This window comes from Piscinibacter sp., from assembly GCF_050175855.1.
In the GTDB taxonomy this organism is placed as follows: Bacteria; Pseudomonadota; Gammaproteobacteria; order Burkholderiales; family Burkholderiaceae_C; genus Piscinibacter.
On the sequence record NZ_JBFXIO010000104.1, the window covers coordinates 1 to 12,703 of the forward strand.

14 protein-coding genes are annotated in these 12,703 nt (G+C 71.3%); 8 read left to right on the plus strand and 6 right to left on the minus strand.

The genetic code is table 11. The features are described from left to right. The first annotated feature begins 301 nt into the window (after nucleotides 1-301). From AB7U92_RS10210 to AB7U92_RS10225, 4 genes are all read left to right on the plus strand, one after another. The gene (locus AB7U92_RS10210; protein WP_428576083.1) at nucleotides 302-1,789 is read left to right on the plus strand and encodes a PLP-dependent aminotransferase family protein; all 1,488 of its coding nucleotides are present in this window, start codon (nucleotides 302-304) and stop codon (nucleotides 1,787-1,789) included. Then, a complete protein-coding gene (locus AB7U92_RS10215) occupies nucleotides 1,782-3,011 on the plus strand; it encodes an MFS transporter (RefSeq protein ID WP_428576084.1) in 1,230 nt (409 codons plus the stop codon). The genes AB7U92_RS10210 and AB7U92_RS10215 overlap by 8 nt, the downstream gene beginning before the upstream one ends. Before the next feature lie 136 nt (nucleotides 3,012-3,147). Next, a complete protein-coding gene (locus AB7U92_RS10220; RefSeq protein WP_428576085.1) occupies nucleotides 3,148-4,248 on the plus strand; it encodes an Acg family FMN-binding oxidoreductase in 1,101 nt (366 codons plus the stop codon). An 8-nt stretch (nucleotides 4,249-4,256) separates the two neighbouring features. After that, nucleotides 4,257-5,228: an alpha/beta fold hydrolase gene (locus AB7U92_RS10225; protein ID WP_428576086.1), complete on the plus strand. Its 972-nt coding sequence runs from the start codon at nucleotides 4,257-4,259 to the stop codon at nucleotides 5,226-5,228. 35 nt (nucleotides 5,229-5,263) lie between these two features. On the opposite strand, the gene AB7U92_RS10230 is transcribed toward AB7U92_RS10225, so the two are convergent. Together AB7U92_RS10230 and AB7U92_RS10235 are read right to left on the minus strand one after the other, a co-directional pair. Then, nucleotides 5,264-5,716: a PaaI family thioesterase gene (locus AB7U92_RS10230; protein WP_428576087.1), complete on the minus strand. Its 453-nt coding sequence runs from the start codon at nucleotides 5,714-5,716 to the stop codon at nucleotides 5,264-5,266. Beyond that, nucleotides 5,713-6,396 carry a transglutaminase domain-containing protein gene (locus AB7U92_RS10235; protein ID WP_428576088.1) on the minus strand — a complete coding sequence of 228 codons (684 nt, stop codon included), beginning with the start codon at nucleotides 6,394-6,396 and terminating at the stop codon, nucleotides 5,713-5,715. Before AB7U92_RS10235 ends, AB7U92_RS10230 begins: the two co-directional genes overlap by 4 nt. A gap of 104 nt (nucleotides 6,397-6,500) precedes the next feature. Here AB7U92_RS10235 and AB7U92_RS10240 point away from each other — a divergent pair, with 104 nt between their 5' ends. Next, nucleotides 6,501-7,001 (plus strand): hypothetical protein, encoded by a 501-nt coding sequence (locus AB7U92_RS10240; protein ID WP_428576089.1) that lies wholly within the window; start codon nucleotides 6,501-6,503, stop codon nucleotides 6,999-7,001. On the opposite strand, the gene AB7U92_RS10245 is transcribed toward AB7U92_RS10240, so the two are convergent. Next, entirely contained in the window at nucleotides 6,991-8,715 is a 1,725-nt protein-coding gene (locus tag AB7U92_RS10245) for an acyl-CoA synthetase (RefSeq protein WP_428576090.1), read from the minus strand. The two genes, AB7U92_RS10240 and AB7U92_RS10245, sit on opposite strands and share 11 nt — an antisense overlap. Nucleotides 8,716-8,755: 40 nt before the next feature. Continuing rightward, nucleotides 8,756-9,244: an N-acetyltransferase family protein gene (locus tag AB7U92_RS10250; protein ID WP_428576091.1), complete on the minus strand. Its 489-nt coding sequence runs from the start codon at nucleotides 9,242-9,244 to the stop codon at nucleotides 8,756-8,758. A 59-nt stretch (nucleotides 9,245-9,303) separates the two neighbouring features. Between AB7U92_RS10250 and AB7U92_RS10255 the strand changes: the two genes are divergently transcribed. From AB7U92_RS10255 to AB7U92_RS10265, 3 genes are all read left to right on the plus strand, one after another. Next, a complete protein-coding gene (locus AB7U92_RS10255; RefSeq protein ID WP_428576092.1) occupies nucleotides 9,304-10,224 on the plus strand; it encodes an alpha/beta fold hydrolase in 921 nt (306 codons plus the stop codon). 49 nt (nucleotides 10,225-10,273) lie between these two features. Further along, a complete protein-coding gene (locus AB7U92_RS10260; RefSeq protein WP_428576093.1) occupies nucleotides 10,274-10,657 on the plus strand; it encodes a hypothetical protein in 384 nt (127 codons plus the stop codon). A gap of 120 nt (nucleotides 10,658-10,777) precedes the next feature. Further along, nucleotides 10,778-11,302, plus strand: coding sequence for a hypothetical protein (locus AB7U92_RS10265; protein ID WP_428576094.1), 525 nt, complete (start codon nucleotides 10,778-10,780; stop codon nucleotides 11,300-11,302). Between the two features lie 88 nt (nucleotides 11,303-11,390). On the opposite strand, the gene AB7U92_RS10270 is transcribed toward AB7U92_RS10265, so the two are convergent. Both AB7U92_RS10270 and AB7U92_RS10275 read right to left on the minus strand, forming a co-directional pair. Continuing rightward, nucleotides 11,391-12,032 (minus strand): 3'-5' exonuclease, encoded by a 642-nt coding sequence (locus tag AB7U92_RS10270; protein ID WP_428576096.1) that lies wholly within the window; start codon nucleotides 12,030-12,032, stop codon nucleotides 11,391-11,393. After that, a complete protein-coding gene (locus tag AB7U92_RS10275) occupies nucleotides 12,029-12,610 on the minus strand; it encodes a putative nucleotidyltransferase substrate binding domain-containing protein (protein WP_428576095.1) in 582 nt (193 codons plus the stop codon). Before AB7U92_RS10275 ends, AB7U92_RS10270 begins: the two co-directional genes overlap by 4 nt. Nucleotides 12,611-12,703: the final 93 nt, after the last annotated feature.

Below are 12,703 nucleotides of genomic sequence, written 5' to 3' on the forward strand. Positions count from 1 at the left end.
GGTCCCCGGGCCGCGTCACCCACACGCGGCCGGCGACCACGCGCAGGCGCACGGCCACGGCCTGCGTCCAGCGCAGCAGCTGGCCGTCGTCGAGGTGCAGCACGAGGGGTGTGGGGAGCTTGAGCATGGCGGAGCCCTTTCGAACATGGGCATCCAGTGTCGGCAGCCACGCGTTCCGGCGACAGATCCAGCGCTGCACGAATGACACCGGTACAGCGGCCCGCCGCGCGGCTCTGTACTGGCGATCAATGCGCACCTCTGTACCGGTACAGCGGCGCGGCCGGGGTTCACAATGCATCGCATGGATGCCGCCGTCGACGCTTCCGTCCCTCTCTACCAGCGCATCGCCGCCCGGATCGAGGCGGCCATCGCCAGCGGCGCGATGCGGCCCGGCGCACGGCTGCCCTCGGTGCGTCAGCTGGCGCAGCAGCACGGCGTGAGCATCAGCACGGCGCAGCAGGTGATGCGCCACCTCGAGAATCGCGGCGTGGTCGAGGCGCGGCCGAAGTCCGGCTGCTTCGTCGCGCCACGCGCGCCGGTGCTGCCCGAGCCCATGCTCGACCTGCGCCTCGAAGGTCCGTCGCTGGTCAACATGGACCAGGTGCTGCAGGAGTTCCTCTGGATCGTCAACGATCCACTGGCCGTGCCCTCGTTCCACGCGCAGCCGGCGCGCTCGCTGCTGCCCGAAGCCAAGCTGCAGGCGCTGATGGCCGGCGTGAACCGCCGCCACCCCGAATACGCCTCGCGCTGCCAGATGGAGGGCAGCGCCGCACTGCGCCAGCAGATCGCGCGCCGCGCAGTGAGTTCGGGCGTGCAGCTGCGGCCCGACGAGATCGTCATCACCAACGGCGGGCTGGAGGCGGTGTACCTCGCGCTGCGCACGGTCGCCTCGGCCGGCGACACCATCGTGCTGGAGTCGCCCACGTACTTCCACCTGCTGCAGGTGATCGAGAGCCTGGGCATGCGCGCGCTGGAAATCCCCTCTCATCCGCGCGACGGCATCTCGCTCGAGGCGCTGGAACTGGCCACGCGCGAGCCGGGCGCGGTGAAGGCCTGCGTGCTGCTGCCCAACTTCCCCAACCCGGTGGGCAGCCTGGTGCCGGTGGAGCGCAAGCGCGCACTGGTGCAGCTGGCGGCGGAGCGCGGCATCACGCTGATCGAGAGCGACATCTACGGCGAGCTCTATTTCGGCGAGCAGCGCCCGCCGGTGCTCAAGAGCTTCGATGCGGAGGCCGACGTCATGCTGTGCTCGGCCTTCACCAAGACGGTGGCGCCCGGCTACCGCATCGGCTGGGTGGCGCCGGGGCGGCACTTCCTGAAGACGCAGGCGCTGAAGTTCCGCACCTCGGTGGCCTGCCCGATGGTGACGCAGGAAGTGCTCGCGCAGTTCATCGCCGATGGCGGCTACGACCACCACCTGCGCCGCCTGCGCGCCGCGCTGAAGACGCAGATGCACCAGATGGTCGACGCGGTGGCGCGGCACTTCCCGATGGGCTGCCGCATGAGCCTGCCGCAGGGCGGCATGATGCTGTGGATCGAGCTGCCGCGGCAGGTCGATTCGCGCGAGGTCTTCGCGCTGGCGCGGCTGGAGCACATCGGCGTGGCGCCGGGCGCGGCCTTCTCGACCACGCGGCGCTTCGACCACTTCATCCGCCTGCAGTACGGCGAGCCCTTCACCGAGCAGACCGAGGCCGCCATCCGCCGCCTCGGGCAGATCGTCGACCGGCTCGCCAAGCGCTCACTGCGCATCGACGCGGCGCAGGGCGCCGACCACCGCGCCCATGCCTGAGTCGACGGCGCATGGCGCCGATTCGCGCTACGCCTGGCTGCGCCTGGCGGCCACGCTGGGCCTGATGACCATCGGCTCGGCCGCGATGTACGTGATCGCCGTGGTGCTGCCCGCGGTGCAGGCCGAGTTCGGCGTGGCGCGCGCCGACGCCTCGCTGCCGTACACGCTGCTGATGGTCGGCTTCGGCCTGGGCGGCGTGATGATGGGCAAGCTGGCCGATCGTTTCGGCGTGATGGTGCCGGTGCTGATCGGCGCCGCCGGCCTGGCCGGCGGCTTCGCCCTGGCCGCCGCGAGCGGCAGCGTGCTGATGTTCGCCATCGTCTCCGGCGTGCTGCTCGGCTTCTTCGGCAGCTCGGCCACCTTCGCGCCGCTGGTGGCCGACACCTCGCTCTGGTTCGTGCGCCGGCGCGGCATCGCGGTGGCCATCTGCGCCAGCGGCAACTACCTCGCCGGTGCGATCTGGCCGCCGATCGTGCAGCACCTGGTCGAGACGGTGGGCTGGCGCGGTGCCTACAACACGCTGGCGGTGATCAGTGCCGTGGCCGTGCCGCTGCTCGCGCTGGCGCTGCGCCCTCGGCCGCCGGCCGCGGTGGCCGGGGTGACGCGCGGCGGCGCGGCGGCGCAACCGTCCGACCGGCCCTTCGGCTTCTCGATGAACCAGGCGCAGGCCCTGCTGTGCGTGGCCGGCGTGGCCTGCTGCGTGGCGATGGCGATGCCGCAGGTGCACATCGTCGCCTACTGCACCGACCTCGGCTTCGGTGCCGCGCAGGGCGCGCAGATGCTCTCGCTGATGCTCGCCGCCGGCATCGTCAGCCGGCTGGTCTCGGGAATGATCTGCGACCGCATCGGCGGCCTGCGCACGCTGCTGCTCGGCTCGGTGCTGCAGGGCACGGCGCTGCTGCTGTTCCTGCCCTTCGACGGTCTGGTGTCGCTGTACGTCGTCTCGGCGCTGTTCGGCCTGTTCCAGGGCGGCATCGTGCCGAGCTACGCGATCATCGTGCGCGAGCATTTCCCGCCCGCCGAGGCCGGCGCGCGCGTCGGCACGGTGCTGATGTGCACCCTCTTCGGCATGGCGCTGGGCGGCTGGATGTCGGGCAAGGTGTTCGACCTTACCGGCTCGTACCACGCTGCCTTCATCAACGGCATCGCCTGGAACCTGCTCAACCTCGGCATCGTGCTGCTGCTGATGTGGGGCCCGCGGCGGCGCTTCGCGACGGGGTGACGCGGCTGCCCGCGCGGATCCCGGAAGACGATCTGAGGGGCATCAAGGCGGCGCGACAGCGACAACCTACGATGCGGCAATGACTGCAGGGAGGTTCGCCGATCACGGAATCGGGATTTACGTTCGGCGCTCGATCATGGTCACACGAAGGCAATTCGGCACGGCATCGCTGGCCGTCGGCGCGCCGGCGTTTCTTCACGGGTGCACGCCGCAAACCGCGGTGGTGCCGTACGAAGACGCCGTGCGGGAACTCTGGCGCCACGGCGCAGTCGATCGCGGCGACGCGGTCGCCGTGCAGCGTGAACTGGTGCGCTACGCGACGCTCGCGCCGTCGAGCCACAACACGCAGTGCTGGAAGTTCGGCATCGAACCGCGCGCGATCACGATCCTGCCCGACCTGTCGCGCCGCTGCCCGGCTGTGGATCCCGACGATCATCACCTGTTCGTCTCGCTGGGCTGCGCGGCCGAGAACCTGATTCAGGCGGCGCGCGCCCTCGGCTACGCCGCGCTGACACGTCCCGACGAAGCGCACGGCGCGCTGCGGATCGAGCTCGAGCCCGCCGCCGCGCAGGCTTCGCCGCTGTTCCAGGCGATCCCTCAACGTCAATCCACGCGCGCCGAGTACGACGGCCGACCGCTTTCCAGCGAGGATCTGCGTGCGCTCGAGCGGGCCGCGGCCGGCGACGGCGTGCAGTTGCTGCTGCTCACGGGCAGGCCGGCGCTGGAGAGAACCCTGGAGTACGTCGTGCAGGGCAACAGCGCACAGATGCGCGACCCGGCCTTCGTCGACGAACTCAAGGCCTGGATCCGCTTTTCCGCCAGCGATGCCGTGCGGCGGGGCGACGGTCTGTATGCGGCATCGTCGGGCAATCCGTCGGTGCCGGCGTGGCTCGGCCGGGTGATGTTCGGCGCCTTCTTCACCGAGAAGGGCGAGAACGACAAGTACGCCAGGCACGTGCGCAGTTCGGCCGGGATCGCGGTCTTCGTCGGTCCCGGCGACGACCAGGCCGGCTGGGTCGCGGTGGGCCGCGCCTTCGAGCGCTTCGCGCTGCAGGCGACGGCCCTCGGTGTACGCACCGCGCACCTGAACCAGCCGGTCGAAGTGGCCTCGCTGCGCCCGTCCTTCGCCGGCTTCCTGGGCATGGCCGGCAGGCGGCCGGATCTGGTGCTGCGCTTCGGCCGCGGGCCAACCCTGCCACCGTCGCTGCGGCGGCCGTTGCACGCGGTACTGGCATAGGCGGCGACATGGCGCGGTCACATCGGCTGCTCTGGGCGGGGCTGCTCGTGGCGGCGGCCGGCATCATCGCGGTGCGCTGGCTGTTCGGCCGCGCTCTCGCATCGGCCACCGAACGCGCCGCGCAAGGCAGCGCCGTCGTGACGACGCGCTGCGGACCGATCGAAGTGCAGCAGGCCGGCGACGGCCTACCGCTGCTGATGGTCCACGGCAGCGGCGGTGGCCACGACCAGGGCATGGACTGGGCACGGCCCCTGACGAGGGAGGGCATCCGCGTGATCGCGATGTCGCGGTTCGGCTACCTGCGCACGCCGCGGCCGGCCGACGCGTCGCCCGAGGCGCAGGCCGATGCGCACGCGTGCCTGCTCGATGCCCTGGGAATCGCCCGCGCAGCGGTGATGGGCGTCTCGGCGGGCGCGGCCTCCGCTCTGCAGATGGCTCTGCGCCACCCCGATCGGGTCGATGCGCTGGCGCTCGTCGTGCCGATCGCATGGAAGCCGGGCAGCGTCGCCGACTCGGCGCCGCAGGTGTCCGACGAGAAGGACGAGTGGCTGCTGCGCCTGCTCGGCTCCGACTTCCTCTACTGGGCCGGCTTGCAGGTGGCGCGCGACCAGGTGTTCCGCCACGTCCTGGCCACGCCGGCCGAACTGATCCATGAGGCGAGCGCGCAGGAGCAGGCGCGCGTCAACGCCATGGCCGAGCACGTGCTGCCCGTGTCGCGGCGAGCCCTGGGCCTGCGCGACGACACGCGGCTGGGCAAGCACCTGCGGCCTGCGGCGCTGGAGTCGATCCGCGCGCCGACGCTGATCATCAGCGCCCGCGACGACGGCTTCGGCACCTACGCGGGTGCCGAGTACACCGCGAGCCACATTCCGGGCGCGCGATTCATCGGCTACGAGACCGGCGGGCACCTTCTGGTGGGTCGCGACGAAGCGGTGCGCGATGCGATCGCCCGCTGGGTGCGCGCGGCCACCCCGAGGTGAGCAGGACGGCGTGCCGGCCCAAGCCCGTGACGCGATCAGCCGCCATCGCCGCCCGCCCGTGGCGGCGCAAACGCCGCCCCGATCTTGAACACCCCGCTGACGCGCGCCACCGGCTCGCCGTCGGCCGTCACCAGCCCTTGCGCGAACACCAGAGATCGCGTGCTGCGCAGCACCTGCGCCTGCCCCTGCACCCAGCTGCCCAGCGGCGCGGGTGCGAGGTAGTCGATGTCGAGGCTCACGGTGGGCAGGAAGCGCTCGCCCAGGGTCTCGACGCTGCGGATGGCGGTGATCGGCAGCAGCATGTCGCAGAAGGTGGCCATCATGCCGCCGTGGCAGATGCGCATGGTGTTGCAGTGGCGCTTCTCGACGCGAAAGCCGAGCCGGTAGGCGTCGCCTTCGAAGCTCTCGTACAGCGGCCCGTTGGCCTTGACGAAGTCGCCGCCCAGGCGCAGTTCGCCGAAGCCCTCGGGCACGGCGGTGGCACTCACCGCTGCACCTCGCGCGCCACGTCGGCGTCGAAGCTCGCGGCCTGCATCGCGTCCTGCTCGCCGCGCCACGACGGATAGGTGGCCTCGAACGCCGCGACGATGCGATCCAGCGGCATGTCGTCGAAGGCGCCGTGCTGGTTCACGTATTCCATGTGGCGGTTGCCGGACTTGTCGAAGGGGTGGTAGATCGAGTCGCCGCGGCCGTCGAAGTCCAGCGGCAGCAGGCCGAAGCGCTCGCAGAGTTCGATGTTGAAGGCCGGCGTGGCCTTCAGCCAGCGGCCCTCGATCCACAGGTCGGTGTAGCCATGCCAGACGAACAGGTCGGTCTGCAGCGTGCGGCGAAGCCGCTCGGTGCTGAGGTGGTTGCGCACGTCGGCGTAGCCCACGCGCGCCGGGATGCCGGCGGCGCGCGCCACCGCGGCCAGCAGCGCGGCCTTGGGCACGCACCAGCCGTGGCCCTGCGCGATCACGCTGCTCGCGCGCATGCCGGGCACGCTCAGGTCGATGCGGTAGGGGTCGTAGCGGAAGCCGTCGCGCACGGCATAGGTGAGCGCGACGGCACGCTCGCGCTCATCGGCGCCCACCGCGTGGCGGCGCGCGAAGGCGATGACGTCGGGGTGGTCGCTGTCGATCAGGGCCGTGGGTGCGAGGGCGGCGGCGGTCGGCGGCAGGGGTTCCATGCCCCGAGTGTGCCGCGGCTGCGGCAGGCCTGCTGTCGCGCAGGCGCCGCGGGCCTTGAGCGTTCTCATGCAGGCCTCGGCCAGCGGGTTTAGCCTTGCGATCCATGAAGACCGCACTGATGCTCGCCGTGATGCTTCATCTGGGGCTCGTCGCCCTGCCCGCCGCCGCGCTGCAGCGCGGCACCAGTGCCACCGGGGTCGACTACGTCTCCGGAGGCGTGGGCGAGGAGGAGCAGAAGCTGCTGCACGCCCAGCGCCGCGACTACAGCTTCTGGCTGACCACCGCGGTGCGCCGCAGCGGTGCCCACCTGGCCGGCGTGCTGGTACGCATCCGCGAGGCCGAGACCGGCCTGCTGGTGCTCGAGCACCGCATGGACGGGCCCTGGCTGTTCGCGAAGCTGCCGGTGGGCCGCTACGAGATCGAGGCGACGTTGCAGGATCTCGCCCTCGGCCGCATCGAGATCGAGCGCGGCAGCAGCACCATTCACCCGAACGACCGCCACCAGATGCTGCTGTACTTCGACACCGGCGAGGCGATCGGAGAACGCGCACCCGGCCAGCGGCCGCCCAATCCCTACGAGGGCGAGGCGCCGATCAGGCGCTGAGGCTCCGGGCGCGTTCCTCTTCCTGCAGGCGCAGCACCTTGCGCTGCACCTTGCCCGTGGTGGTCATCGGCAGCGCGGCGATGAACTCGATCTCCTTCGGGTACTCGTAGGGTGCGAGCTTGCCGCGCACGTGGCGCTGGAGTTCCTCGATCAGCGCGTCGCCCGGCTCGAAGCCCGCCGCGAGCACCACGTAGGCCTTGACCACCGCGCCGCGTTCCCTGTCCGGTTTCGGCACCACGGCCGCGTTCGCCACCGCGGGATGCTTGACGAGGCAGTTCTCCACCTCGCTCGGCCCGATCCGATAGCCCGCGGCCTTGAACACGTCGTCGCTGCGGCCCTGGTACCAGAGGTAGCCGTCGGCGTCCATCACGGCGGTGTCGCCGGTGCGGCACCAGGAGTTCGCCAGGTCGCCGGTGAACTTGGCGCGCGTGGCCTCGTCGTTCTTCCAGTAGCCGAGGAAGAACACCGGGTCGGGGTGGCCGTGCACGTCGAGCCGGTGCACCGCCACGTCGCCCGGCGTGCCGCGCGGGCACTCGCGGCCGGCGTCGTCGATCACCGCGATGCGGTGGCCGGGATAGGCGCGGCCCATGCTGCCGGGGCGGGCCGGCCAGCCCGGATGCTCTCGACCGCGCGCGTCGACGAAGCGGCCGCAGTTGCCGACGATGTAGTTGATCTCGGTCTGGCCGAACATCTCGTTGACGACCACGCCCAGCGCGTCGCGGCACCACGCGAACACCGCGTCGCCCACCGCCTCGCCGGCGCTCATGATGGCGCGCAGCTTCAGCGCGTGGCGTTCGCGCGGGGCCGGCACGGCCTTCATCATCGCCTTCAGCGCGGTCGGGAAGAGGAAGGTGTGCGTCACGCCGTGGCGCGCCATCAGATCGAGCGCGCGCTCGGCGCCGAAGCGGCCCTGGAAGGCGACGATCTGGCCGCCGAAGTACAGCGTGGGCAGCAGGGCATCCATCAGCCCGCCGGTCCAGGCCCAGTCGGCGGGAGACCAGAACACCGCATCAGGGGCCACGCGGGTGGCGCCTTCCGGCGCCACGTGCGGATACCAGTTCTGGCTGCACACGAAGCCGGTGAGGTTGCCGATCAGCGCACGGTGCGGGATCAGCGCGCCCTTGGGCGGGCCGGTGGTGCCGCTGGTGTAGATGAGCACCGCCGCCTCGTCGGCCTTCGTCTTCACGGCGGTGAACTCGGCACGCTCGGCCTCGAGTGCGGCGCTCCAGTCGATGTCGCCCTGGCCGGCGGCATCGCCCGCGGCGATCACGCGGCGCAGCGCCGGGCACTGCGGCCGCGCGGCGCGCAGGTTGGCGATCGCGCTCTCGTCGACGATCGCCGCCACCGCCTCGCTGTGCTGCAGCCGGTACTCGAGTGCATCGGGGCCGAACAGCATCGACAGCGGCATGGCCACCGCGCCGAGTTGCGCCACGGCGATGTTCGCCACCGCCGTTTCGAAACGCTGCGGCATCACGATTGCCACCCGGTCGCCGCGCTGCACGCCCAGGCGCTTCAGGGCATTCGACAGGCGGTTGGCGTTGGCCTGCAGGTCGCCATAGGTGAAGCGCGCGGCGCGGCCGTCTTCGTGTTCGTAGCGGATCGCCACCGCCTCGGGCCGCTCGCGTGCCCAGCGCGCGGCGCAGACCTCGGCGATGTTGAAGTGTTCGGGCACCTGCCAGCGGAAGCCGGCGTGCAAGGCGGCGTAGTGATCCATGGCGGCGAGGCTAGGCGGCACGGGCGGGCGCCGCATCGGGTCAAGCCCCGAAGCGCTTCAGCGCATCGCCGGTGATGCGGCAGATGCGCCAGTCGGGCAGCACGCTCGCGCCCATCTTCTCGTAGAAGCGGATCGCGTTCTGATTCCAGTCGAGCACGCTCCACTCGAAGCGGCCATAGCCACGGTCCACCGCGATGGACCCCAGCCGCGCAAGCAGCGCCTGGCCGATGCCGCTGCCGCGCAGCGCCGGCTGCACGTACAGGTCTTCGAGATACAGGCCCGGCCGCGACAGGAAGGTGGAGAAGTTGGTGAAGAACAGCGCGAAGGCCACCACCGCCCCGCCGGCCTCGGCCACCAGCGCCTCGACCACCGGCTTGTCTCCAAACAGGTGCGGGTGCAGCGTCTCGGGCGTGACCTGCACCAGGTGGCTCAGCTTCTCGAACTCGGCCAGTTCGCGGATCAGGCCGACGATGGCGGGAACGTCGCGCGGTTCGGCGGCGCGCAAGACGAAGTCGGTGGCGGAAGTCATGGGATCGATTGTCGCGGCATCGACAGCGGCTCGCGCCGACTGCGCCTACAGTGCAGCGCATGACCGCTCCCGTCTACACCCCGCGCCGCGCCGCGCGCAGCCAGTTCCTCACCCTGCGCGGCCTGCGCTACCACCTGCTGACCTGGGGCGACCCGTCGATGGCCACCCCCGAGCGCGCGCCACTGGTGCTGCTGCACGGCTGGATGGACGTGGCGGCTTCGTTCCAGTTCATGGTCGACGCGCTGGACGACGAGCGCTACGTGGTCGCCGCCGACTGGCGCGGCTTCGGCCTGTCCGAATCCTCCGGCAGCGACAGCTACTGGTTCCCCGACTACCTCGGCGACCTCGACGCCCTGCTCGCCCACCCCGCGCTCGGCCTGGCCGGGCGCCCGGTCGACCTGCTCGGCCACAGCATGGGCGGCAACGTGGTGATGCTCTATGCCGGCGTGCGCCCGGAGCGCATCCGCCGGCTGATCAGCCTGGAAGGCTTCGGCATGCCGGCCACCGTGCCCGAGCAGGCCCCCAAGCGCTACCGGCAATGGCTCGACGAACTGCAGGAGCCGGCGCAACTGCGCCCCTACGACAGCCTGGCCAACGTGGCCGCGCGATTGCGCAAGACCAACCCGCTGCTGCCCGAGGACAAGGCCGCCTGGCTGGCACCGCACTGGGCCCAGCAGGCCGACGACGGCACCTGGCAGATCCTCGGCGACCCGGCGCACAAGCGCGTCAACCCGCTGCTGTACCGCGTCGAGGAGGTGCTGGCCTGCTGGCGGCAGATCGCCGCGCCCATGCTGTGGGTGGAGGGCGACCGCACCGACGTCGAGAAGTGGTGGGGCCACCGCTATCCACGCAGCGAGTTCGAAGCTCGGCTGGCTGCGGTGCCGCAGGTGGAGCGCCACCTGCTCTCACCGGCCGGCCACATGCTCCACCACGACCAGCCCGAGGCACTGGCGCGGCGGCTGGAGGACTTCCTGCGCTGAGCGCCGCGTGAGAAGATGATGCGGCAATGGGCAGTAGGGGGAGGCACCGATGAATGCAGTCAAGACGATCCGGCGCCTGGGATTCCGCAAGTGGTACGAGCGCGAACTGCTGCAGAGCCACGCCAATCTCGTGCTGCTGCTGCTGGCCTGTCTGGGCCTGCTCGGCTCCGCCGAGGCCTACACGGTGCGCGCCCCGGTCCTCGACCAGCTGCAGGTCGTGGCCGCGGCGATCGCCAGCGGCGCCATCGGCCTGTTCGCGCTGCGCCGCTACCTCTACCTGCTCAACCATGCCGAGTACGTCGCCAATCAGGCCGACTGCCCTTCGTGCGGCACCTACGGCCGTTTCGAATTGGTCGGCGAGCACGCGGGCACGGTCATGAACTTGCGGGTGAAGTGCCGGCATTGCGGCGACGAGTGGCGGATCGATCTCTGATGTTGGTCACATATGAGTACGTAGCTCACTCATGATCTTTATCACGTGGACCGGAAGTGTGATGTCCGTCCGCTAACTCTTGTCAGCGATCGGTCAGCTTTCGGTACCATCGCCCTGCCTATGGCCACCATCTACGCAAAGACCCCCGACGGTCTCAACGAGATCGAGACGCGAGCCCGCAAGCTCTCGCCGCGGCTGCGCTCAGCCCTGATCCTCGTCGACGGAAAGCGCTCCGAGAACGACCTGTCCAAGCTGGTGCAGCAGGCCGACGAGACCCTGCAGGCGCTGCTCGAGCAGGGGCTGATCGAGGCTGTCGCCAGCACTTCGTCGAAACCGCCGCGCGACGCCGGCCCGGCCTCCGTGTCCGGGCCCGCCTCGGTGCCCGGTCCGGTGTCGGTGCCGGGGCCGTACACGCAGCCCGGCGGCACCGCCGTGCTCGACCTGGCCACCACGCGCCGCGAGGCCGTGCGCGCCATCAACGACCTGCTCGGCCCCGAAGCCGAGATGCTCGCCCTGAAGATCGAGCGCGCCAACGACGAGCTGGCGCTGCGCGCCGCGCTCGAGCGCGCCGTGGCCTACATCGCCAACGCCCGCGGCGGCGGCGCGGCGGCACAGTTCACCGCCAAGTTCCTCATCGGGCTGTAGGGCTTCGCCGGCCAGCGCCGGGCCGCTCCCAAGCGGCCGGCGAACCCCCTCGGGGGGTGGCCGCGGTACGCCGCGGCCGGGGGCTCCATCAGCGAGGTAGCCAGCGGCGCTGCGCCGCCAGCCGGGACAGCGCGCGCCAGTCGTCTCCCTGCTTCTGCGCCACCACCTGGGGCCACAGCCCCAGCAGCAGTTCGGCCGTGGCCAGGGTGTCCGCGGCAGCCTGGTGACGCACGGCGCAGCGGATGCCCAGCGCCTCCATCCACTCGTCCAGCGAGCGCCCAGGCACGTCGGGGCGCACCACCTGCGCCACGTCGGCCACGTCGATCCAGGCGTTGGGCAGGCTGCGGCCGAGCGCCGCGCGCATCGCCCGCTGGATGAGCGCCTCGTCGAACGCGACGTGAAAGCCGAACAGCGGCGCCGCGCCCGCCCAGCGCTCGAAAGCCTCCAGCGCCTGCGCCGGCTCCACGCCCTGGCGCTGCGCCCCGACGCCGATGCCGTGCACCAGGATGTTGGCCTTGTCGACGGCGACCTCCGGCTGGCGCAGCACCACCTCGAAGCTGTCGGCCAGCACCACGCGCGGCCCCCCCTCGGCCTCGCGCCGCAGGGCGATGGCGGCGATCGCCAGCAGACGATCGCGCTTCGGGTCCAGCCCGCTGGATTCGACGTCGAGCACCACCCAGCGGCCGTCGTCGTCGGCCCGGGCGGTGCGGCGCGAGAACCAGCCGATCACCGCGCGTAGTCCAGCTCGAGCCGCTGCTGCAGCGTGCGCGCCGCGCGCAGGCTCTCCTTGAGCATGCGGCGGTCGATGTCGTTGAGCGCGCCCACGTCGACGAGGTTGGCGTTGCCGTGGGTCGCCGGCAGCGACGGCGGCCGGCCCGGATCGAGCTGCACCTGCAGGCGCAGCAGCTGCAGGAACTCGAAGGCCGCCACCCAGGCCTCGCCTTCGCGCGCACCGACGCCCAGGGCCTGCGCGGCGGCCTCCAGGCGCGCGCGCGTGCCAGTGGCCGAGGAACCGTGGGCCAGCGCATACAGCCGCGCCACGTCGACGAAGATCGCCGTGCCCTGCAGCTTGAGGTCGATGCTGGCGCAGCCGTCGACGCTGCGCGTGTCGATGCCGCCACGCCAGTTCAGCGGCGCGCGGTGCTCCAGCGCATTCATCGCGAGCTGCTTCATGAAGCGCGGCAGCTGCGGCGCCCGCTCGGCGAGCAGCCCGCGCAGCGGCTCGGCCAGCGCCGAGTTGCCGGCCAGCGGCCGCAGGTCGAAGTAGATGCTGGCGTTGAGCAGGTCTTCGGGCGCGCCATGCTCCATCCAGCTCGAAACGCTGGCTCCACTCGGCCGGCGTGATGCAGCACTCCGGATTGGAGGCCATCACGTTGCCCTTGCACAGCGGGTAGCCGCACT

Coding starts and splice junctions, on each gene's coding strand:
- AB7U92_RS10210 (WP_428576083.1), top strand. CDS start 302: ATGGATGCCGCCGTCGACGCTTCCGTCCCTCTCTACCAGCGCATCGCC.
- AB7U92_RS10215 (WP_428576084.1), top strand. CDS start 1,782: ATGCCTGAGTCGACGGCGCATGGCGCCGATTCGCGCTACGCCTGGCTG.
- AB7U92_RS10220 (WP_428576085.1), top strand. CDS start 3,148: ATGGTCACACGAAGGCAATTCGGCACGGCATCGCTGGCCGTCGGCGCG.
- AB7U92_RS10225 (WP_428576086.1), top strand. CDS start 4,257: ATGGCGCGGTCACATCGGCTGCTCTGGGCGGGGCTGCTCGTGGCGGCG.
- AB7U92_RS10235 (WP_428576088.1), bottom strand. CDS start 6,396: ATGGAACCCCTGCCGCCGACCGCCGCCGCCCTCGCACCCACGGCCCTG.
- AB7U92_RS10240 (WP_428576089.1), top strand. CDS start 6,501: ATGAAGACCGCACTGATGCTCGCCGTGATGCTTCATCTGGGGCTCGTC.
- AB7U92_RS10245 (WP_428576090.1), bottom strand. CDS start 8,715: ATGGATCACTACGCCGCCTTGCACGCCGGCTTCCGCTGGCAGGTGCCC.
- AB7U92_RS10250 (WP_428576091.1), bottom strand. CDS start 9,244: ATGACTTCCGCCACCGACTTCGTCTTGCGCGCCGCCGAACCGCGCGAC.
- AB7U92_RS10255 (WP_428576092.1), top strand. CDS start 9,304: ATGACCGCTCCCGTCTACACCCCGCGCCGCGCCGCGCGCAGCCAGTTC.
- AB7U92_RS10260 (WP_428576093.1), top strand. CDS start 10,274: ATGAATGCAGTCAAGACGATCCGGCGCCTGGGATTCCGCAAGTGGTAC.
- AB7U92_RS10265 (WP_428576094.1), top strand. CDS start 10,778: ATGGCCACCATCTACGCAAAGACCCCCGACGGTCTCAACGAGATCGAG.
- AB7U92_RS10275 (WP_428576095.1), bottom strand. CDS start 12,610: ATGGAGCATGGCGCGCCCGAAGACCTGCTCAACGCCAGCATCTACTTC.